A 20,901-nucleotide genomic window follows, 5' to 3' on the forward strand; every position below is an offset into this window, starting at 1 on the left:
CAAGGCGTCGATCGTCAACCGTCTGGCGGCGGTGCATGGCTACCGGACCTATCTGGAGCTCTGCGCCGCCACGACCGGCCACCGCTACGGCGAGATCGACCGCGCGCGTCTGACGTGCCGCAGGCTCTCTTATCTCACCACCGAAGAGCACCGCGACGGCCTCGGCATCGACTACAGCAGTGCCGACCGGGAGATCGGCGCCTGCCTCGCACGGATGGTGCAAGACGCTTCGCCTTCGACATTGCCCTGGTCGATCCCTGGCACGAATACGGCACCTCCTGGCGCGACCTCAACGAGGCCTTCCGCCTGCTGCCCGCCGGCGGCACGCTCGTCGTGCACGACTGTCTCCCGGACCGGGCCGAGATCGCCGGGCCCGACTACCGGCCGGGGGAATGGTGCGGCCGGACCTTCGAGGCCTATGTCGACTTCGTGCATGGCCGCAACGATCTCACCTTCTACACGGTCGACTGCGACTATGGCTGCGGCGTCATCCGCAAGAAGCCGCCCGTCAGCGCGCTTCGCCTGCGCGCACGCACGGCGCGCTCCATGCTGCGCCGGCTGCCCACGCGGGGCCTCCGCCGCCAATGGCGCGAAGCGAAGCAGGGAAGCGGCGGCGAGCTTTTCACCTTCTTCCAGGCGAACCGCGTGGCGCTGCTCCATCTGATCCCGGCGGACGAGTTCGCCGCCCGTGCTATGATCGGTCCCTGATCGGAGCCAAGCGATGTTTGAAGATCCGCTGTTTTGGCTGTTCGTCGGTCCGGGCCTGCTGCTCGGCCTCTACGCGCAGGCGCGCATCAAGGCGAATGTCGCCAAATATGCGCAAGTCCCGACGCAAAGCGGCGTCACCGGCGCGGAAGTCGCCCGCCGCCTGCTCGACGCCCAAGGGCTGCAAGACGTGAAAATCGAATCCACCGAGGCGTGTTGTCGGATCATTCGCCCGCGCGCCAAGTGCTGCGCCTCTCACAGAAGGTCTATTACACGCCGAGCGTCGCCGCCGCCGGCATCGCCGCGCACGAGACGGGCCACGCGCTCCAGGACGCTGAAGACTATTTCCCCATGGAGGCGCGCACCTATATCGTGCCGGTCGTGCAGCTCGCCTCGCAGATCGCGCCCTGGGCCTTCGTCGGCGGGCTGATGCTGCAATGGGACACGCTGACCTGGATCGGCGTCATCCTGTTCGGATCGTCCTTCTTCTTCGCCCTGCTCACGCTGCCGGTGGAGTTCAACGCCAGCTCGCGCGCCAAAGAGCTCCTGGTCAGCCACGGCATCATCGCACCCGACCAGATCGAAGGCGTCGACAAGGTGCTCGACGCCGCCGCCTGGACCTATGTGGCGGCGGCCGTCTCCGCCGTCGGCGTCTGGCTGTTCTATATCTTCATGCTGCTTGGCCGCGGCCGCGGGGGTGCAACGGCGCGCGGGTGAGGGGGCACGCTACGAATTGCGCAGCTCCTGAATGATTCGCGCGCGTCATTGCGGCGGCGTGGAAGTCGACGGTTTGATCGGCGCTCGCTGGGCTGAATCACCCAAGCTTAAGCGGATTGGTACTCGGTGCTTGCTCCGCGCTAGTGTAGAAATGTCGCTCGTAAGCCGCTCACCGGAGCCCTAAATGGCCGCAAATCGACGTTTGGAGTCCAAAGAGCATCGCCTCAACAAGCTAATTCCATTAGGTGTCGATGAGCGACTGTCACACTTTGTCGAGGTGATAGAGCCGCGCCGAACGCTTGAAGATCTGGTACTCAGTCAGCAAAATCAGGAAATACTAGCCGGACTTCTGCACGAGTTCAGACATTCGGATACCCTGCGACGTCACGCGCTGACTGCCCGATCAAAGTTACTCTTCTGTGGGCCGCCCGGTTGCGGAAAGACGATAACAGCCGAAATACTGGCAAAGGATCTCGGACTGCCGTTGTTCGTCGCCCGGCTTGACGGTATAATATCGTCTTTCTTGGGAGAGACGGCAAGTAATCTTCGTAAAACGTTTGATATTGCAAATACGCACCCTTGCGTACTGTTTCTAGATGAATTCGATGCGTTGGCCCGGGCTAGAAGCGATAATTCTGAACACAATGAGCTTAGACGGGTCGTCAATAGCTTGCTAATGATGATCGACCACTTCAGAGGTCGTGGGTTCCTGATTGCTGCATCTAACCTTGAGGAAACCTTGGATAGTGCTGTATGGCGTCGTTTCGATGAGGTGATGCTTTTCGATTTGCCAAAGGATAAGGACATCCGTAGGTTGCTTGTGCTAAAGACACGCAACTTTAAGGCAGATTTCCCTATAGAGAAGAAAACAATGCAGCTACGCGGATTATCCTATGCGGATATCGAACGCATCTGCATGAATTCGATAAAGCGTTCGATTCTGGAAGGATCTCGAACGATTCTGGAATCTGAGTTTGAATCAGCAGTGCGCGAAGAGCGCAGAAGGCAAGCCATCCGAGTTCGAGTGAAGCCGCGTAACCCGAGAGGGCGATAGCTTAGCTGCGAGCTTCTGAATGGCGCGTCATGATCATCTACCGCTACGCCGGCTTGAAGGCGAATTGCCACGCGGAAACGCCCAGGGGGCCGTCCGCCGGAGCGTGATGCAAGGGCGCATGGTGCGGAAATCCAATCCGAAATAGAGACGGTATTGGAGACGTACAAGTCTCAGCCTCGAATTGCTGAAATTGATCCCTCGCTAATTCTGAAGGTTCGCACAACCGGTCCGATCGATGAGGCAGATTGGGCAAGGGCTAGATTGACGGTTCTTGCCACTGATCCCGAAAAGTCCATCATTCTGTTTGCCGACGATGTTGAGCTTCAAGAATTCAGACGGCGTGTAGCCGCATATCAGCGTGACCCCCCTGAGGGCCAAAAGGGCCCCGAATTCGCTGGCTTCGTCGGATCAATAGATGAGGTTGGCGAACTGACGCCTAACGATAAGCTGGGCCCTGCACTCGCGGCGACGGGGATGGACGATGTTGCCCAGTTCACCTCGGATGAGCCGGTTTTGTTGGACTTGGAACTGTGGCAGCCGACCGCAGAGCAGGCTGAATTGTTCACACATCGGGTTGCGCAGCGCCTCGATGAGTTGGGCGGGCGATTGATAAGTCAATATCGCGGCAATGCGGCCCTATTAATGAGAGTCGAGGGGCCGGGCACCATGGTCCGCGAGTTGCTTGAGTTGCCTGAAGTGGCCTTAGCCGACTTGCCACCGGTGCCCGATCTGCCGCCTTTTCGCTTCACCGAAATAAATATCGAGGATGTAGGCACCATTAGAGCGCCAACTGAGGATGCAATTGCTATCGGCATTATAGACAGCGGCGTAATCGCGTCACATCCGTTACTGGAGAATGCGCTCCTTGGCGCGTTCGGCGTTCCGGCTTCATTGGGTGATGATGATCAAAGAGGGCACGGCACCCCGGTCTCAGGCATAGCCATTTATGGAGACCTTAAAGAGCGAGTAGTCCAACAGCAGCTTGACGCACGATTTTGGGTTGCAAGTGCAAAGGTCGTCAACGACGAGGGTAAATTTGACGAAGTAAAATTGGTACCCGCGCAGATGGAGGAGGCAATAAGGCGGCTGCATGACGAGTTTGGCTGCCGTGTAATCAATGTCTCTCTGGCTGATCGTTCTCATATGGCGGGTGCCAAGCGGACTGCCTGGGCGGCTGTCCTAGATGATCTCGCGCGGGAGCTTGATCTCGTTGTCGTAGTATCAGCTGGGAATAGCGATTATTCGCTCGTTCACAGCCTGGGCGACAGAGTGTTGGCTGAGTACCCGCGCTTTCTTTTCGATCCAACCAACCGATTGCTGGAGCCAGCAACCGCGATAAACGCACTGACAGTAGGATCGGTTACCGAAGGAAATGGTCTAGATCAGGATGATCATGAATTGGTCGACGTCCAACCTATAGCTCATGCAGGGCAGCCGTCGCCGTTTACGCGTGTTGGGACAGGCCAAGGCATTAAACCAGATTTGGTCGACTATGGAGGGACTGCTGTTTTTGTTGGGCTCACTCAAACGGTCGTCGACGGTAGCCAACGACCGTCTGCGGGGGTCCTTACGCTCAACAATGCTTATCTTGAGAGGCTGCTCACGACCAGATCGGGCACGTCATTCGCGAGTCCGCGCGTTGCGTACAAGGCGGCGTTGCTTCGTGATGCTTTTTCCGGCGCCACCGCCAATCTCGTCAGGGCTTTGCTCGCGATTAGTGCCGAAATACCCGATGGGGCGCTGGAATGCTTAGCTGAGTTTACAGATGAGGAGGTAAGGAACCTTCTCGGGTACGGCGTCCCGAATGTTGAGATGGCGCTGGCCTCCGACGACAACAGGGTAATCCTGACTGCAGAGGATTCGCTTCCACTCGATAGATTCGCCGTCTACGAGGTCCCCATCCCAGAGTTATTTCAGGTTACGAAGGGGCGGCGTCAGATCAAAGTTGCGCTGGCTTTCGATCCACCTGTACGGCACACACGTCTGCACTACGCTGGTGCATCGATGAGTTTCCGCTTGATCAGGGGAGCCTCTGAAGACGAGGTGTTTCACGCGTTTCGGAAATGGGAGAAAAGGGAAGGTCCTGCGGCCAAGCTTCTCGACAAGTTTAACTGCACACTAAGTCCGGGCCCCCAACGACGTGAGGGTGGCACGCTTCAATGTGGCATCTTCACGGCTCAACGAACGCTCGCGGCGTACGGAAATAGGTATTTCTTGGCGGTGCGCTGTGAAGGTGGCTGGGCTGGCAATCTTCCCGAAGGTCAGCGATTTGCTCTAGCCGTAGAGGTAAGCCACCAGGCTGAAGTTCCGCTATATGAGCGGATGCGACTGCGGATCCGAGCCTAGTCAGCCTCTGGCTTCCGTCTCACCCACTCCCCCGAAGCACCCCCCCAAAAAACTTATCCCCGCCCCAAAATCCGCCCGTAAAATGCGTCCATCCCTGCTCCCGAGGGATGCGGTGCCTAGGACCGTCCTGACATCGTGGGGCTGGGCGCGGCGCCCGAGGTGGCGCGGTACGGATGGGCCGATCTCGGATGCGGAATTCCCGATAGGTCCTGACCCCGCGTCCTGTGTAACGGACCGGCCTCGGGGGTCTCTACTCCGCCCGCCTGCGCTGTAACGCGTGGGCCTTCGGGTGAGGCATGCGATCTCCATGCGCACGCCTGTGCCACTGGCGATAAGCGGCGGTATGAGGCTCTAAAACATCGCCGCGGCGCGGGGCGTGCTTGGGCCGCCCCCTCTTGTTGCGCAAAGCGACGCGGACCTCGTTGCCCCGCGCCGATCCCTCGGGGACTAGTCCCTCGGGGCTTAGCCCCTCATGCCTTCGTGCCCGCTGGGCAGCGAGACGCCTCGGCCTGCCCGCGCGCCGGCGCATTTGTGCGCTACCGGCCTTTGGCCTACTTGAGCGCGCATTTGTGCGCTACCGGCCTTCGGCCACCTTGAGCGCGCATTTGTGCGATACCGGCCTTCGGCCTATTTGAGCGCGCATGTGTCCCGCCCCTTGACGGGGCGGGGGTCGCGCGTCTTCGCTCAAAACGCGCTATCGCTCCGCGACCTGAGCGCCATGCGCGCGGCTTGTGGGGTGCGTTTCGGGCCCCGGCCCGGATTTGATCTCCATCAGAGCGGGCCCTGACACCCCTGATATAGATCAGTAAACTATGCCAAGCCGGCCCATTGGCCTGTGCCAATCTATGGAGGGCGCGCGTGTTAGAGGCCGATGATCGCATGGCGGAGAGCAAGCCGGCGGCGAAGCAGCAAACGGCGATGAAGATCGGTCTCGCGCTGTCGGGGGGCGGGTTCCGCGCAACGCTGTTTCATCTCGGCCTGATCGGCTTCCTGCGCGACGCCGGCCTGCTCGGCCGCATCACCCAGCTGGCGAGCGTGTCCGGCGCAGCGTCATGGCCGCCCATCTGATCTACCGCTGGAGCGAATATATCTCGAGCGACGACGCGGCCTCGAGAAGGCGGCCGCCGAGCTCATCGCCTTCACCCAGCAGGACGTGCGCGGCAAGATCGTGCGGCGGCTGCCCCTGCTGGTGCTCGCCGGCCTGATCCCCAAGGTCAAGCTCGGCCGCACGGATCTGCTGGAGCAGTTTTACGACAAGTTCTACGGCTACACGACCCTGCACGAGCTGCGCGAGCGCAATCCGGGCGCGCCGGCGCTGCATATCCTGACCACCAACCTGTCGAGCGGGCAGCTCTGCTCCTTCACCCCGGACGGGTTCTGCATCGACTCGCCGCAGGGCACCGAGCTTTACGAGACCTACGCCATCAGCACGGCGCTGGCCGTGGCCGCGTCCTCGTCCTACCCGCTGTTCTTTCCGCCCATCGAGCTGACCGCCGAGCGGCTGCAAGTCGACATGGCCGCGTTTCAGTCGCCCTTCTCCTACGTCACCGACGGCGGCATCTTCGACAATCTCGGCGCGCGCAAGCTGGCGCTGCTCGACCGCGACATCGACTTCGATCACGTCATCATCAGCGACGCCGGCGCGACCTTCGATCCGAATTACACCAAGCGGTTCCGCTCGCTGCTGAACGCCGCCTCCCGCTCCGCCGACATCCTCATGAAGCGGGTCGGCGAGCTGGAATATGAGCGCGTGCAAGAGCAGAACATCTTCTCCGAGGACCTGCTCAAGGACGAGCATCGGCTCAGCCGCTTCCGCTTCACCCAGCTCGCCACCGAGGTCCACCCGCACGAGGACCCCCATGCGCTGCATCTGAACGTGCAACGGGCGGCCAAGAGCATCCGCACCGATCTCGACAAATTCTCCGACGTGGAGGTGCGGACCCTGGTGGCGCACGGCTACTGCGTCGGCCGCTATGTGATGAAGGATCTCTGCGCGGAGAAGCCCGAGGTGCTCGACAAGCCGTTATGGATTCCGAAATGCGTCGCGGAGAGTCCCAGGGCGCTCGATAGGAAGATGAGCGCCGACCACAAGGCCGTGATCACGGCGCGGCGGCTCCTGCGGTCCGCGCGCGTCCGCCTTCACTTCTTCTCGCTGCGGGATCCCTGGGGCGTGGTCAATCTCACCCTCGCGCTCGCCACGCTCTATCTTCTCGGCAGCCTGTTCTTGAACACCTTCGACTATTTTCTCGCCTGGCCCGATTCCTACTCGATGCGCGTCACCTATCAGGACTATCTGCCCGAGTGGGAAGAGAACATGCTCGATCCCGAGCAGCGGGCGGCCATCGACCGCTTTCGGCAGACCGGCGAGATGCCGGTCGAGGCCGGCCTCCTCAAGGCGGTGCAGGATTTCAAGCGCCAGGAGAATGTCGTCGGCCGTGTCGGCAGGGGCAAGGCGTCCTTGCGCGTGCGCGACGATTTCGTGCATGGGACCGCGTTCTTCCGCTTCCCCGGCGAATTCCGGCGCGTCGTCTTCCTGTTGAGCGGCGAGGCTAGGTATGTCGCCAACGAGCAAAAGCTCGACGTCACCTTCAAGCAATTCGATCGGGGGGAGAACGGCAATCACAGGCGGCATCCCACCGCCCGCTTCGAGGTCGAGTTTCATCAGACCGAGGATGGCTACGCCGGCGACTTCTTCCACCCTCAATCCAAGAACGTCAAACTCGGCGAGATGACCCTGGAAAAAAGCTGGTCTCCGATCAACTGGCTTCTGAAAATATGGCTGTCACTGTAAATTTTTTCGACGACACCAGCGTGCCGGACTTTCGCGACTACCGCGAATCAAGCATGACGTGTTCGTGCTCGAGCAGGGCTGGCAGTTGCCGTTGGAGCCGGACGCCGCGCGCGTCGCCCCGGATCCGTTCGATCCCCATTCCATGTTCGTCATCGCGCGCGCCGACGGCAAGGCCATCGGCATCGCCCGGGCTACGATGATCTGCGACGCGTTCCCGCACGCGGAGTTTTTCACCGACCTCATGGCGCGGCCCGAGTTGCAGGCCGTGCGGGTGGCGATCGCCACGGTGAACGCCGTCGCCGTACTACCGGAATTCCGGGGCCGCGCCGTGCGGATTGACGGCCGCCCCCACAGCATGACCGCGGCCAAGGCGCTGATGGTCGAGCTGACCAGGCGTCTGCGCGAGGCCGAGGCGGAGGTGGTGCTGCTCACCACGTCACCGGGCCTCGCCGCGGTGTTCTTCGATCATCTCGCTACTACCTCATCGGGCCGCCCTTCGAGAGCGGTGGCCGCACCCTGATCAACATGGGGCTCTGCGTGCACGATGCCGATCACTTCCATGAGATCGGCAGCCCGCTCGCTCATCTCGACGATGGGGAAGGCGCCTCGGACGCCGAGCGCCGCTGCATCGCCTATTTCAGGGCGTGCAGCGAGAAGGCTCTGCAAGGCAAGTCCATGGAGGAGTTCTGCCGCGCGGAGCTCGCCCGCCTGGCCTCGCCGGCCGGCGCTTGCGCTCCCGCCAAATAGGCGCCCGCGCGTCAGCCGCCGAGGTAACGGCGCTCCAGATGCGCCTTGAAATAGCGCGGGTCGAGCGGCGCGCCGGTGACCTCGGTCAGAAGCGCCCGCGCGGTCTTGAGCTGCCCGCGCCCGTGGATCTCCCGCCGCAGCCACCCCACGAGCGGCGCGAAGTCGCCCGCCGCGATCTGCGCCTCGAGCCCCGGCATGGCGGCCGCCGCCGCGGCGTACCATTGCGCCGCCATCAGCGCGCCGAGCGTATAGGTGGGGAAATAGCCGAACAGCCCGGAGAACCAGTGGACGTCCTGCATACAGCCCGTCCTTGAAGTTGCCGGCGGTCGAAAGCCCGAGATAGCGCGTGCGCTCGTCCCAGGCTTGCGGGATGTCCACCACGCGAGCTCGCCCGATATAAGCGCCCGCTCCAGCTCGAAGCGCAGGATGACGTGGAGCGGATAGGTGAGTTCGTCGGCGTCGACGCGGATATAGCCGCGGCGCACCTGGATCGAATGCGCATGGAGATTGTCGGCCGTCCACGCCGCGTCGCCTTGCCGGCCGTCGAGATGCTGGCGGATATGCGGCGCGGCGAAGTCCATGAAGGCGCGCCCGCGCGAGACCTGCATCTCGATGAACAGCGACTGGCTCTCATGCACCGCCGCGCCGAGGCAGTCGCCGACCGGCTGCCACCGCCAGTCCGCCGGCAGGCCTTGCTGATAGAGGGCGTGCCCGGTCTCGTGCAGCACCGCCATCAGCGATTCCAGGAAATCGTCCTCGCTGTAGCGGGTGGTGATGCGGGTATCGTCGGGCACGCCGCCGCAGAACGGATGATGGCTGACGTCGAGGCGCCCATGGGTGAAGTCGAAGCCGAGCGCGCGCATCATCTCCTCGCCGAGCTTGCGTTGGTTCTCGCGGGGGAAGGGGCCTTCGAGCGGCAAGGGCGCGCTCTGCCGGCGGAGAACCTTCTCGGTGAAGTCCGGCAGAAAGTCCTTCAAGTCCTCGAACAGAAGCGCCACGTCGTCCGCGCGCGTGCCTTCCTCATAGGCGTCGAGCAGCGCATCGTAAGGGTCGAGCTTCAGCGTATCGCCGAGGGCGGCGGCTTCCTCGCGCGCCAGCGCCACCACCTCGGCGAGCGGCTTTGCGACCGCATCCCAGTCATTGGCCGCGCGCGCCACGCGCCAGGTCTGCTGGCAAGCGGTGGTGGCGATCTGCATGGCGTGCACCAGGGCCTCGGGCACGGCGCTCGCGCGTATATGCAGGCGCCGCATGGCGCGCAAATTCGCTCGCTGCCAGTCATTCAAACGTTTCGGTGTCGCTCTCCGCGCGTCGAGCAGCGCGCCGGCCTCGGGCGCGGTCAGCGTCCGGTGGGCGAGCGCGGCCAGAGCGGCCAAGGCCTCGCCGCGCGCTTGCCCGCCGCCGGGCGGCATCATCACCGCCTCGTCCCAGTAGAGCATCGCTTGCGCATGCCCGAGCTGGTGAAGCTCCGCGAACCTGGCCTCCAATTGCGCGTAAGGCGTCATCAAGTCCCCTTTTTCGTTTCGATGGGAGGGGTGGCGTCAGTGTCCAGACGGTATCACAGGGCAATGGGGAGGGGCCTGCGGCAAACGAGGCCGCGCTCGGGCGATTATGGAGGCGGATCGCGCAAAGCATGACAACGCTCGCGCATTGTTGATTCCTGCCGTCGTCTCGCCACGCGAGTCTCTGCTATATACTGCGGCCATGGATCAGCACGCGCCAGACACCGTTCAAGACCGGGCCCCGGAGGCTCCGGCCGCAGCCATCGATTTCACCACGGCGATCATCGCCTCGGGGATCGCCGATACGCCCGTGGCCAATCTGATGGAGATCGCCATGGAGCGGCTGGTGGCGGCCGGCGTGCCGCTCCATCGCATGCATGTGGGCTTCCGCATCCTGCATCCGCTGTTCGACGGCATGTCGATCAACTGGACGGAGGAAGAGGGCGTCGGGGTCAAATATTTCGAGCATCTCGACGAGGACAACTCGATCTACCGCCTGAGCCCATTCTATTTCATGCTTTCCAACGGGCGCACCGAGTTCCGCGCGCGGCTCGACCGCGATGCTTGCGTCGACAATTTCCCGCTGCTTGTCGAGCTGCGCGACAAGGGCATGACCGACTATCTGGCGCTGATCGTCTCCTTCGGCGGCGCGGCCTTGCACCCGGAGACCCATGACGGTCTCGGCACCTCCTGGTCGACCAAGGATCCGGACGGCTTCACGCCCGAACATGTCGCCGCCATGCGTCAGGTCTTGGCGCCGCTGTCGCTCGCCCTGCGCGTCGTCATCAAGGACCAGATCACCAAGAATACGCTCAACACCTTTCACGGGCCGCTGGTCGGCGGGCGCATCCTGTCGGGCACCATCAAGCGCGGCGACGGCGAACGGCTGGCCGCGGCCCTGTGGTACAGCGATCTGCGCAACTCCACGGGCCTCGCCGATGCGCTTCCCGTGGAAGCTTTCCTCGACCTGCTCAATGTCTATTTCGATTGCGCCGCCGGCGCGGTGATCGCCGAGGGCGGGCAGGTTCTGGACATCGTGGGCGACGCCATCCTGGCGTTCTTCCCTGCCGAGGAGAACGAGGCGGAAGCCTGCGCCGCGGCGCTCCGCGCGGCCAAGGGCGCGCAGACCCGGCTTGCCGCGATGAAGGCGAAAGGCTGCGTGCGGGCGCTCGAAATCGAATTCGGGGTCGGCGTGCATTTCGGCGACGTGGTGTTCGGCAATGCCGGCACGGCGGAGCGGCTGAAATTCGGGGTCATCGGCCGCGCGGTGAACGAGGTGGCGCGCACGCAAGACATGTCGAAACAGCTCGGGCAGCCGATCGTGGTGTCCGACGCGGTGGTGTCGCGGGCCGAGCCGGGGCAGGGCTTGCGCCTGCATGATCTCGGCGCCCACGATTTGCGCGGCATCCCCACCGCGCGCCGCCTCTGGGCGCTGGGGTAGCGCAACCCGCGCTTGAATAACCCAGGCAGCGAGCACCAAAAAAATCGCCCCCAGGAGGGGGGACACCCCGGGGGCGATCTTCAGATCGGCCGCGCGTGCTGCGCAGCCGGCAATTCATCGAGAAGGACTAGTCGTTCTTCTCTTCTTCGAGCTGGTTGGCCTCGAAGTTGTTGCTGCCACCGGAGTTCGGCTCGGCGCCCATGGCGGCGGACGGCTCGTTGCCACCCGGCAGGGTGTTCTCTTCGAGCTCGATGGCGTCGTTCTCGCTGGTGGCGTCATCGACGATCTTGATCACGACGCTCGTGTCGTGGGCAGGCGTCATCACCGGCGCGGCCTGGGCGGCGCCGGCGAGAAGGACGATGGCGATAGCAGCAGTGGTCGTGCGAAGCATGTTGCTCTCCTTTGCCGCCCGCTTCCGGCCACGATGGCTACGGATCGTCGCGGGACGGTGAAGCGCGTTCATGGCACGCCGCATCTCAAAGTTGGCTTAGGAGAGGCCGCGCAACTTGCCGCGAATTTTCCGGGGTTTGCGGGCACGGAAGTAGCGAAGCGGTAAACCGGGTTAACGCGCGTTCATGCCTCGCTGTCAGAGGAGAGGCTGGGTCTTGATCGCGTCCGAGCCTTTGGGCAGCGTGATGAGCAGCCCGTCGCGGCCGAGGATGGTGTCGCCTTTCCCGCGCTGCGCCTTCACCCCGCGTAAGAACATGCGCCGCATCAGCGCGTTCCTAAGCGGCGGCACCATATGGGTGAACACAAGCAGCTTCACGCCCGCCTCGCCGGCGATGGCCGCCGCGTCGGTGGGGGCGGTGTGGTAGTCCATGATCTTCCGCGCGATCTTCGCCTGGTCCGCCCGGCCGTTCTGTTCGAGCGCCGTGGCCAGAATCTCGTCGAGATTGTGGTTGAGTCCTTCGTGGATCAGCACGTCGGCGCCCTTCGAAAAGCGCACCATATTCGGCACCTTCACCGTATCGCCGCTGATTACGGCGACCCGGCCGCCATAGGAGACGCGGTAGCCGTAGGCCGGCTCGACCGGATCGTGATTAACGAGGAACGCCTCGATGGTGAGCCCGCCGCGGTCGTAGACGGTGACCGCCTCGTCCGGCCCTGGCTTCGCGATGTCGTGGCCGATCAGCCGGCCGCCCTCGGGCGAAACGATGTCCGGGCCTTGGTGGAGGATGCGGAATGCGGCGTCGGCGTTGTAGGCGGCGGCGAAGCCGGCCGTCACGTCCTCGGTGCCGAAAGCGCCGAAGGGCTGGCCCGTGCCCGTCGTCCGCCAGGCCGCTGCGTCCGGCTTGGGCGGGCCGTAGACCTCGAGCGGAACTTTCCGGCCGCCCATCCAGGTCTGGTTCGCAAGCTCGCCGAGATCGCCGATATGGTCGGAATGAAGATGGGTGAGAAGCACGGTGTCGATCTTGGCAGGCGGTACGCCCGTGGCGGCGATCTTCTCCCAGGAGCCGGGCCCGCTATCGATCACCACCACCTGACCGCCGGCGATCACCGCGACGCAGGCGCTCGCCCGCGTGAGATCCGGCATGGGCGAACCGGTGCCGCAGAGGAGAATATGAAGAGCGTCGTCCTCCATGAAGGGGAGGTGGTTCGCCTTGGCGATCCCGCGCGTCGTGGCGGTTTTGATCAGCCAGTCCTGCACCGAAGGCACGAACCACACGACGGCGAAGGCCATCGCGCCCAGCGCGATCAGCACTCCCAGGATTTTGACGACCAGCCGCATGACGCGCCTCGAGGCTTTCGATATCGGTGCGCACCCTGCCACATTCCGATGCGCCGAACATCACAGTCCTGCGGCGGACAAAAAAAGCCCTCCCGTTACGGGGAGGGCTTGTCGCAAAGCCGATTGTGAGATCCGCGCTCAAGCGCCAGAGGCCGGTAGGCGCCAATCGCTAGTCCTGATTGCCGGACCCGTTGGAGCCAGAAGGGTGCTCGTCGAAGGTGCCGGGCGCGGTATCCGGCGGCGCGTAGCGCTTCACATAGGGCAAGGCGTAGCGGTCGTAATAATAGCCGCCTTCGCCTTCGCCGCGGTCGCGGTCGCCCGCCAGGGCGTGACCGAACGTGGCGAGCAGCGCGCCGGTGAGCAATGCCGCGGTGAGCGGAAAGGCGAAATACGCAGGCATGGTGCGTGCCCGGTGGGACATTGTCGGCCTCCTGTTTGGTGCCATCCGGTGGCCCACATGCCCCGGATGCTTGCCCCGAGACATGCCATGGGCGGCTGAAAGAAATGGTCAGCGGCCGGGCGCCAATTTTCCGACAAATCGAGATACCGGATTCAAGACCGGCAAGAGGACAGGGCAAGGCGTGAACCAAACCCCGTCGTCGCGGGTTGTCGATCGAACCCAAGGAGAACGCGAGATGTCGTCGACGTCAGACAGAAAGAAGTCCGGCCCCGCCAAGGGTGCCGCGGGTGCCGTGCGCGAATGGCAGAAGGATGGGGACCGCGAGGACCAGGATTATTACCACGTGCCCGGCAGCGACAAGCGCGACCGCGAGGAGGTCGAATCCGCGACCCGCAAGCGCAAGAAGACCTAATGTTGCATTGCAACAAAGCGTTGCTTGCCTTATATCCCGGAAGACAACAACGCGTCCCGCGCGGGACCCTGGGACCTTAAGGGCAATCAAGTGTTCCTAACCATGTTGAAGGCCAAATTGCACCGGGCCACGGTGACCGGCGCCGATATGCATTACGAGGGATCGATCGGCATCGACCGCGATCTTCTCGACGCCTCCGGCATCCTGCCCCACGAGCAGGTGGACGTGCTGAACATCAACACCGGCGCGCGGTTCACCACTTACGCCATCGAGGCCAAGCGCGGCTCGGCCGATATTGCCGTCAACGGTGCCGCGGCCCGGCTCGTTCAGCCGGGCGATAAGGTCATCATCGTCGCCTATTGCCAGATCCCCGCCGAGGAGGCGCGCAACTACCGGCCGACCGTGGTGGTGCTGGGCGAAGGCAACGAGGTCGTGGCGCTGCCGTAAGCAGCAGACCGGCAATCCGTTACAATCCGAATGGATAGGTCTCGTCGGGCCCATGGGGATGGGCTTGTGGGCGCGCCGCCACGGCTTGCGTCTCCGTGAACCAGATCCACGCATCGAACTGCCGCGACAGCTCCGCCTGGAAGTAGTGCGACAAGAGCTCCGTCTCCGGGCGGTAGATGACGCCGATGGCCCGCTCCAATAGCGGCTCGGCCAGCGCGGCGCGCACGCTGTCCTTTTGCCCGGCGCCTGTCTCGAGGAAGAAGGCGTCGATGCCGGCGTCCCGCGAGCGTCCTTCGTAGGAATCGTCGCGGGCGGTGCGCACGCGTTTGATCTCCATGGGCTCGTCCCAGTTGGAGGCGGCCGCGACCGTACCCCGGTCGGTGCCGAAGCCGATCAAGGCGGTATCGTCGCCGAAGCGGGCGCGCGCCAGCTGGCCGATATTGAACTCACCGCGCACCTGGCCCATCTCGGTGAACGCCGCATCGCCGATATGGGAGTTGTGTGCCCAGACCACCGCTTTTGAGTCCGGGCCGCGATGCTCGAGCACACGCTCCAGCGTGTCGAACATGTGCTGGTCGCGCAAATTCCACGACTGCGCGCTGCCGTAATACATGACGCGGTAATATTGCTCGGCCGCCGCCACGATGCGCGCGTTCTGTTCAGCATCGAAGAAGGCGTCGCCGTCCTTGGCGAGATAGCCGAGCCGGTTGTGCAGGAGATCGAGCAGCGCGTCGGTGACCGGCTTCTCGCACAGTGCGTAGCCGCTCGACAGCGCCATATGACCGTAGCGCGCGGGCTCGGCCCGCCACGGCGCGAGACACCCATAGCGTTGCCGCGCGATGCGGGCCGCTTCCGGATCGACCCGGTCGAGGTAGGTGAGCACCGCCTCGATGGAGGCGCCGAGACTGTAGACGTCGAGGCCGTAGAAGCCGGCGCGTTTGTCGGGATCGGCGATGGTCTCGTTGACCGCCTTCAGCCTCTGAAGCAACGCGGCCACTTGGCCGTTGCGCCACATCCAGGTGGGAAAGCGCGAGAAGGGCGCCTTCGGCACGCCGGGACGCGGCAGGCCGCGGACGAGGGCGTCATAGGTGGCGGCGTCGGGCCAATCGGCCTCCACCGCCACGATATTGAAGCCATGCTTTTTGACCAGCAACTCGGTGATGCGGGCGCGGGCGTCGTAGAATTCCGCCGTGCCATGGGTCGCCTCGCCGAGCAGCACCACGCGCCGGTCCGCGAAGCGCTCGGCCATGGCGGCGAGCTCGTCGAGATCGCCGAAGGGCTCGGCCGCGTCGGCGATCACATGGCTCAGTGTCGTGCGCGTCGTCTTGGCGCGCTGCGAGGGGATCAGCAGGCCGTTGGCGAAGCCGGACGTCTCCGCGTCGATGCTGGTCTCCGCCTTGGCCGTCTCCGGCGCCTCCCAGCCTTCCTCGCCGATCAGCGGCACGAAGGTGACCCCGCCGTGATCCTCCTGCTCGAAGCTGTCCTCGCCGATGCGCCGCACGAGCAGCAAGGTCTGATGCACGTCGCGGCCGACCGGGATGACGAGCCGCCCGCCGATCGCCAATTGGCGCTTCAGCGCTTCCGGCACTTTCGGGCCGCCGGCGGAGACGATGATGGCGTCGAACGGCGCATGCTCGGGTAGCCCCTTGGTGCCGTCGGCGCAGATGATCTCGACATTGTCGTAGCCGAGGGTGCGCTCGCGGCCGCGGGCCTGATCCGCCAGCTCCTTGTGGCGCTCGATGGCGTAGACGCGGGAGGCGATGCGCCCCATCACGGCGGCGGCATAGCCCGAGCCGGCGCCCACCTCGAGCACCGTGTCGCCGGGCTTGAGCTCGGCCAGCTCGACCATGCGGGCGACGATATAGGGCTGCGAGATCGTCTGGCCCGCTTCGATGGGCAGCGCGGAGTCCTCGTAGGCGAACTCGGTCAGCGGGCCCGACACGAACATCTCGCGCGGCACCTGGCCCATGGCAGTGAGCACGCGCGGATCGGCGATGCCGCGGGCTTCGAGATGCCGCGCCACCATGAAAGCGCGGTCGCGGGCGAGGGCGTCGCGCCCGCCGGTCTGCGTCCCATTGAAGGCTGTCATGGCCCCCAAGCTATTCCGTGAAGGCGCTCCTCGCCTTGATTTGAATCAGGCGGCGGTCGGCGAAAAAACAGGGGCTTTCCCTGGGGTTGCCTTGGCGCGGCGACCGCACTGCCCGGACTACCTCAATTCCCAAGTGACCCTGATCCGGGTCTGCACCGTGGCCGTGCGGCCTCGATGGGCGCGGCCTTGCCCATGGCCATGGGGGCCGCCTCCGGCGGCGTAGCGGGGCGTATAGCCGTCGTCCTCCTCGGCGATGGTCGAGCACGGCCCGAGCTCGACGCCCGCCGCTTCCGCATAGAGCTTGGCGTTGGCGATGGCCTCGCGCATGGCCTGCTTGCGCGCCTCGTCCTTCAGCGCTTCCGGCTCGCTCACGCCAAACGAGATGGAGCCGATCTGGTTGGCGCCGAGCGTCACCACCTTGTCGAGGATATCGCCGAGCTTGGCGGTGTCGCGCACGGTGATATGCACCGAGTTGGTCACCCGGTAGCCGGTGATGAAGGCGGGCTCGCCTTGCTTCCGCTGCTCGTAGATCGGCGACACGGAGAAGTTCGTCGTCTGGATGTCCTTGGGGTCGATGCCGGCGGCTTTCAGCCCGTCCACCACCTTGCTCATGGCTTCGGTGTTCTTGTCGAGCGCCGCCCGCGCCGTCTGGCCCTCGGATGTGACTCCGGTGGTGATGTCCACCTTGTCTGGCGTGGTCTTGACCGCGCCGGTGGCGGAAAGCGAGATGGTCCGCTTGTCCGGCTCGTCGGCGCGCGCATCCGCCGCCGCGAAGGGCAGGGTGGCGGCCAGCAGCGCCAGCATGGGCGCGGCGAATTTCAAGGAGGAGGCGAGGGAGGACGTGAGGGGCATGAGGGGTTTCCGCCGTTATAGGAGCTGCTTCGGTGTTGGCCGCATGAGGAATCTGCTATGAGGCGGAATTGTGAGGCAAGAGTATCGTCCCGAAAGACAAGGGATTTTGTCTCCCACTCACGAGTGGGGCCCGTAGCTCAATTGGTTAGAGCCGGCGGCTCATAACCGTCTGGTTGGAGGTTCGAGCCCTCCCGGGCCCACCATCCTTCCCTCGCACCCCGCCCAACTTTGGGTCATTCGGGGGCAGGCTGCCTTAGTTGACCACCCCGCGGAACCAACCTCCCGAGCCGACGTTCTCCGCCGCGTCTGCACCCCGCAGACGTCAAACGGAGGGTACAACCATGAAGTATTTCGTTTCCATGCTCGCCATTGCTTCGGCGCTTGCCGTCACGGCTCCTGCTTTCGCCGGTGAGATGACCCAGGCCGACTGCGAGCCTCCGGCGGTTCGTGGAACGCCGACACCAGCAAGTGCGAGTAGCACTGTCCCGGTGACCCGATTTTCAGACGGTTTCGGCGGCGGGCCATTGAGGCCCGCCGTCTTCTGATCGGCGCGCCGCTTGATCGGCGGTGTGCTGCTCAGAAGTCGTAGCCCAGCAGCTTGATCTCCGGCGCGTACCAGTCCGCGACCAGCGCGCGCAGCTCCGGCGAGAAATAGCTGCGATAGTCGCGGGCGCCGTCCTTGTTGGGCGTGACGTTGACCTTCGGCACGGAGATGCGCTCCTTCACCCCGGCGGCTTCCAGCGCCTTGTTCAGATCCTCTTCCAAATGCTCATAGCGGCCGAGGAAATCGACCGAAAGCTCCCCGCCCGGCATGTAGATCTCGTGATTGTCGACGTAAGCGCGGCGGCGGCTGCTCATGAATTGCTCGAAGCTCGGCCGCGTGCGCTTCGACTTGGTCTTGTAGAGATACCAGGACACCTGCCGGTCCCACGGATTGCGGTCGAAGGCGAATTTGTAATAGTCGCGCCACACATCCTCGCCGACGTAAGCGCGCACCCGTTCCGCCGGCATATGCTCGTAGAAGCCGACCGTCTGATGGTAATAGCGCTCGGGTCGCCGCATCAGCCGGCGCCAGAGCGAGCGCTTCGGCTTTAGCGGGTGCTCGATGCGGTAGTTCTGCGGCGGCAAGCCTTTGCGGTCGCTCTCGCTCTCCTCGCGGTAAGGCGTGATGACGTCCTCCGGCCCGCATAATTCGGACAGCGCCGCCTCGATGGCCGTGCCCGCCGTCTTCTTCGTCTTGAGGAAGATGAATTTGTGCTTGTGGCTGACGATCATCGGTGGCCCTAGAACGCGTAGTCGAGGAGCTTGATCTCGCGCGCATACCAATCGCCCACGATGTCGCGCGTGTCGTCGTCATAGAACTCGCGATAGGGCCGCTTGTCCTTGCGGAAGGTGCCCTTGGCGCGCGGCAGCGGCTCGTCGAGCGTGAGGCCGACTTGCGATAGCGCCTGCTTCAGGTCTGCCTCGAGGCTCTCATAGCGGCCGACGAAATCCACCGCCACGTCGCCGCCCAACGAATAGATCTCGTAATTGTTGATCCGCGCCCGCTTGTCGCCATGGATGAAGTCGGGGAAGGGGGGCGGCGCCGGCTCTTTGCGATAGCGGTGCTGATAGAACGACACCTGCCGGTCCCATGGATTGCGGTCGAAGGCGAATTTGAAATAGCTGCGCCACACGGCGTCGTCGTTGAGCAGGGTCTTGGCCGCTTCCGCCGTCATGTGATTGTAGAAGCCGTAATCCGCCGCGGTGAATTTCAGCAGGCGCCGCTTCCAGAACGGCCGCGGGCTGTTCCACCAGCCATGCAGCTTCCAGTTCTGCGCCCCGCGCCCTTCCACGCGCCGCGCCTCGTCGATCGCGGTGAGCGGGGTGATGATGTCGTCGTCGCCGCACAGCTTGGTCAGCGCCAGCTCGATGCTGGTGCCGGCCGTCTTCTTCGTCTTGAGGAAGATGAATTTGTGCGCGTGACTGACGATCATGCGGCCGGTCAGCCCTTTATCTTGGCGAGCCAGAGGGCGAGGTCCTCGAGGATCGCGCCGAAATGGATCTCCGGGATCTGCAGGGCGCCGGAAATATCCTTTAGCTTCTTGCGCTCCTCACCGGCGATACGGTCGTCGGCCAGGAGCACGAGATAGGCCGCCCGGACCATCTCCTCCTTGGTTTCCATGTCGAGCGTCTTGGATGCGGCGCCGAATTGGGCCAGCACGTCCCCTCGAGCATTGGCATCGACCGCGCGGGCGACCTCGTCGGCCGTGAGCTTGCGCCCCGTGCGGTCCTCGTAGACCTGCTGGATCAGGCCCACCTCGCGGCTGTCGAGATGGCCGTCTGAGGCGGCCACCGCCACCATCGCCTTCAATACCCAATCTGCGTCCGTGCCCATCGATCCTGCCACTTCTTCCTTTGAGGCTTTCACCTGCCGTCAATTGTGCTAAGGCGCAAGCCCTTTGCCAACCGGCCCCAATTCTCTAGGCGCTTCGGTCCGCCGCCCCCGAAAACGAGCCTTTGTCGCGCTCCAAAGACTGGGTATCAAGACGGGGTCTCAAGACGGGTCGCGAGGCGGGAGCCGAACCACCAACGCCAACGGGATTTCAGCCGCGCAAGATGAGCCCGCTCAAAGTCATTTTCCTCGCCGACACCCGGCCTGGTCATTATCACCTGGCGCAAGGCGTGATTGCGGCGCTTGAGCGCCTGCGCCCGGTCGAGGTGACGCGCATCGAGGTGAAGCGCAAATGGATCGTGCCCACGCGGTGGTTGCGGCGCCGCATCGCCGCCAAGAGCTTCTATCCGCCACGCATGCTGCGCATGGCCTACCGCATCGACGCCGACACCATCCCTAAGGCCGATCTCGTCATCTCCGCCGGCGGCGAGACCCATATGCCCAATCTCTGCGTCACGCGGCTGCTCGGCGTGCCCAATATTTTTTGCGGCTCGCTGCTGCGCGGTCTCGGCCCGGAGAATTTCAGCCTGATCATCTCTTCTTACGACCGCGATTCCGGCAGCGACCGCCATCTCGTGGTGCTGAAGCCGTCCTCCATCGACCCCGAAGCCTTGGGCCGGCCGGCCGTCGTGCCGCGCTATGGACTCGAGAACCACCCGAAGGTCGCGGGGCTCCTGGTCGGCGGCAATGCCGGAGCCTTCAAATACAAGCGCCAGGAGTGGGAGCGGTTGGTGAGCTTCCTGACCGAGGTGTCGAAGGCCTGGGGCACGCGCTGGCTGGTCTCCACCTCGCGGCGCACGCCCGACGCGGTCGCCGACCGCTTCGCCGAACTGGCCAAGGACGAGAGCGTGATCGCGCGCTTCATCGACTTCCGCACGGCCGGGCCGGGGACGCTGCCGGAGATTTTCGCCTCGGCGGAAGTCATCGTCTGCACCGAGGATTCCTCGACCATGATCTCCGAAGCGGTATCCGCGCGGTTGCCGGTGGTGGGGGTGGCGCCCGCGGCGCATCGCTTCACCGACGAGGAGGCTGAGTATCGGAGCTTCCTCATGCGGAATGGCTGGTGCCGCGTGCTGCCCATCGCCGAGCTGTCGCCGGACGCTCTTGCGAAGGCCCTGTCCGAGACCGAGCCGCTCCAGGAGAACCCGCTGGATGCGCTCGCCGCCAAGCTGAAACAGCGTCTGCCCGAGCTGTTCTCATAGGCGGACTTCACTGTCGGCCGCCAGCAGGACCTCCCA

Annotated in this window: 20 protein-coding genes, 1 tRNA gene and 1 pseudogene; 13 read left to right on the plus strand and 9 right to left on the minus strand. The window is 64.1% G+C overall.

Annotated elements, in window-relative coordinates; genetic code table 11:
• Positions 1–114: 114 nt before the first annotated feature.
• The 8 genes and pseudogenes from AUC69_RS17015 to AUC69_RS08470 all read left to right on the plus strand — a co-directional run bounded on the left by AUC69_RS17015 (position 115) and on the right by AUC69_RS08470 (position 8,360).
• Complete coding sequence (locus AUC69_RS17015; protein ID WP_141700680.1) at positions 115–708, plus strand: class I SAM-dependent methyltransferase; 594 nt, start codon at positions 115–117, stop codon at positions 706–708.
• Between the two features lie 13 nt (positions 709–721).
• Positions 722–1,422 (plus strand): annotated as a pseudogene (locus AUC69_RS18475) (zinc metallopeptidase).
• A gap of 184 nt (positions 1,423–1,606) precedes the next feature.
• Positions 1,607–2,476 carry an AAA family ATPase gene (locus tag AUC69_RS16240; protein ID WP_244500171.1) on the plus strand — a complete coding sequence of 290 codons (870 nt, stop codon included), beginning with the start codon at positions 1,607–1,609 and terminating at the stop codon, positions 2,474–2,476.
• Between the two features lie 153 nt (positions 2,477–2,629).
• On the plus strand, positions 2,630–4,822 hold the full coding sequence (locus AUC69_RS08450) for a S8 family peptidase (protein WP_244500172.1): 2,193 nt from the start codon (positions 2,630–2,632) through the stop codon (positions 4,820–4,822).
• An 858-nt stretch (positions 4,823–5,680) separates the two neighbouring features.
• Entirely contained in the window at positions 5,681–5,890 is a 210-nt protein-coding gene (locus AUC69_RS08455) for a hypothetical protein (RefSeq protein WP_141700681.1), read from the plus strand.
• Between the two features lie 85 nt (positions 5,891–5,975).
• A complete protein-coding gene (locus AUC69_RS08460) occupies positions 5,976–7,613 on the plus strand; it encodes a patatin-like phospholipase family protein (RefSeq protein WP_069441767.1) in 1,638 nt (545 codons plus the stop codon).
• 58 nt (positions 7,614–7,671) lie between these two features.
• Positions 7,672–8,133, plus strand: a complete 462-nt coding sequence (locus AUC69_RS08465; protein ID WP_069441768.1) for a GNAT family protein — start codon at positions 7,672–7,674, stop codon at positions 8,131–8,133.
• Between the two features lie 17 nt (positions 8,134–8,150).
• The gene (locus AUC69_RS08470) at positions 8,151–8,360 is read left to right on the plus strand and encodes a hypothetical protein (protein ID WP_141700682.1); all 210 of its coding nucleotides are present in this window, start codon (positions 8,151–8,153) and stop codon (positions 8,358–8,360) included.
• 11 nt (positions 8,361–8,371) lie between these two features.
• On the opposite strand, the gene AUC69_RS08475 is transcribed toward AUC69_RS08470, so the two are convergent.
• Positions 8,372–9,862 (minus strand): carboxypeptidase M32, encoded by a 1,491-nt coding sequence (locus tag AUC69_RS08475; RefSeq protein WP_069441770.1) that lies wholly within the window; start codon positions 9,860–9,862, stop codon positions 8,372–8,374.
• 199 nt (positions 9,863–10,061) lie between these two features.
• Between AUC69_RS08475 and AUC69_RS08480 the strand changes: the two genes are divergently transcribed.
• On the plus strand, positions 10,062–11,300 hold the full coding sequence (locus AUC69_RS08480; RefSeq protein ID WP_069441771.1) for an adenylate/guanylate cyclase domain-containing protein: 1,239 nt from the start codon (positions 10,062–10,064) through the stop codon (positions 11,298–11,300).
• A gap of 127 nt (positions 11,301–11,427) precedes the next feature.
• Here the strand turns inward: AUC69_RS08480 and AUC69_RS08485 are convergent, their stop codons facing one another.
• The 3 genes from AUC69_RS08485 to AUC69_RS08495 all read right to left on the minus strand — a co-directional run bounded on the left by AUC69_RS08485 (position 11,428) and on the right by AUC69_RS08495 (position 13,450).
• Positions 11,428–11,691, minus strand: a complete 264-nt coding sequence (locus AUC69_RS08485; RefSeq protein ID WP_141700683.1) for a hypothetical protein — start codon at positions 11,689–11,691, stop codon at positions 11,428–11,430.
• Positions 11,692–11,886: 195 nt separating this feature from the next.
• Positions 11,887–13,029, minus strand: a complete 1,143-nt coding sequence (locus tag AUC69_RS08490; RefSeq protein WP_069441773.1) for an MBL fold metallo-hydrolase — start codon at positions 13,027–13,029, stop codon at positions 11,887–11,889.
• A 169-nt stretch (positions 13,030–13,198) separates the two neighbouring features.
• Complete coding sequence (locus tag AUC69_RS08495) at positions 13,199–13,450, minus strand: hypothetical protein (protein WP_141700684.1); 252 nt, start codon at positions 13,448–13,450, stop codon at positions 13,199–13,201.
• Between the two features lie 214 nt (positions 13,451–13,664).
• On the opposite strand from AUC69_RS08495, the gene AUC69_RS17425 reads away from it, so the two are divergent.
• Both AUC69_RS17425 and panD read left to right on the plus strand, forming a co-directional pair.
• Positions 13,665–13,841, plus strand: a complete 177-nt coding sequence (locus AUC69_RS17425; protein WP_158008054.1) for a hypothetical protein — start codon at positions 13,665–13,667, stop codon at positions 13,839–13,841.
• A gap of 90 nt (positions 13,842–13,931) precedes the next feature.
• Positions 13,932–14,288, plus strand: a complete 357-nt coding sequence (panD, locus tag AUC69_RS08500; RefSeq protein WP_069441842.1) for an aspartate 1-decarboxylase — start codon at positions 13,932–13,934, stop codon at positions 14,286–14,288.
• A gap of 19 nt (positions 14,289–14,307) precedes the next feature.
• On the opposite strand, the gene AUC69_RS08505 is transcribed toward panD, so the two are convergent.
• Together AUC69_RS08505 and AUC69_RS08510 are read right to left on the minus strand one after the other, a co-directional pair.
• Positions 14,308–16,377 (minus strand): protein-L-isoaspartate(D-aspartate) O-methyltransferase, encoded by a 2,070-nt coding sequence (locus AUC69_RS08505; protein ID WP_069441775.1) that lies wholly within the window; start codon positions 16,375–16,377, stop codon positions 14,308–14,310.
• 117 nt (positions 16,378–16,494) lie between these two features.
• Positions 16,495–17,229 (minus strand): SIMPL domain-containing protein, encoded by a 735-nt coding sequence (locus AUC69_RS08510; protein WP_069441776.1) that lies wholly within the window; start codon positions 17,227–17,229, stop codon positions 16,495–16,497.
• Positions 17,230–17,355: 126 nt separating this feature from the next.
• On the opposite strand from AUC69_RS08510, the gene AUC69_RS08515 reads away from it, so the two are divergent.
• Positions 17,356–17,432 (plus strand) — tRNA-Ile (locus AUC69_RS08515).
• 373 nt (positions 17,433–17,805) lie between these two features.
• Here AUC69_RS08515 and AUC69_RS08520 read toward each other — a convergent pair.
• Genes AUC69_RS08520 through AUC69_RS08530 form a run of 3 tightly spaced genes read right to left on the minus strand, consistent with a single transcriptional unit; the run spans position 17,806 to position 19,606 of the window.
• Positions 17,806–18,504: a sulfotransferase family 2 domain-containing protein gene (locus AUC69_RS08520; protein ID WP_069441777.1), complete on the minus strand. Its 699-nt coding sequence runs from the start codon at positions 18,502–18,504 to the stop codon at positions 17,806–17,808.
• An 8-nt stretch (positions 18,505–18,512) separates the two neighbouring features.
• Positions 18,513–19,205: a sulfotransferase family 2 domain-containing protein gene (locus AUC69_RS08525; RefSeq protein ID WP_069441778.1), complete on the minus strand. Its 693-nt coding sequence runs from the start codon at positions 19,203–19,205 to the stop codon at positions 18,513–18,515.
• Between the two features lie 8 nt (positions 19,206–19,213).
• Entirely contained in the window at positions 19,214–19,606 is a 393-nt protein-coding gene (locus tag AUC69_RS08530) for a TerB family tellurite resistance protein (protein WP_141700685.1), read from the minus strand.
• A 221-nt stretch (positions 19,607–19,827) separates the two neighbouring features.
• Between AUC69_RS08530 and AUC69_RS08535 the strand changes: the two genes are divergently transcribed.
• Entirely contained in the window at positions 19,828–20,865 is a 1,038-nt protein-coding gene (locus tag AUC69_RS08535; protein WP_069441780.1) for a mitochondrial fission ELM1 family protein, read from the plus strand.
• Positions 20,866–20,901 lie beyond the last annotated feature (36 nt).

Source organism: Methyloceanibacter superfactus (assembly GCF_001723305.1).
Lineage (GTDB): Bacteria > Pseudomonadota > Alphaproteobacteria > Rhizobiales > Methyloligellaceae > Methyloceanibacter > Methyloceanibacter superfactus.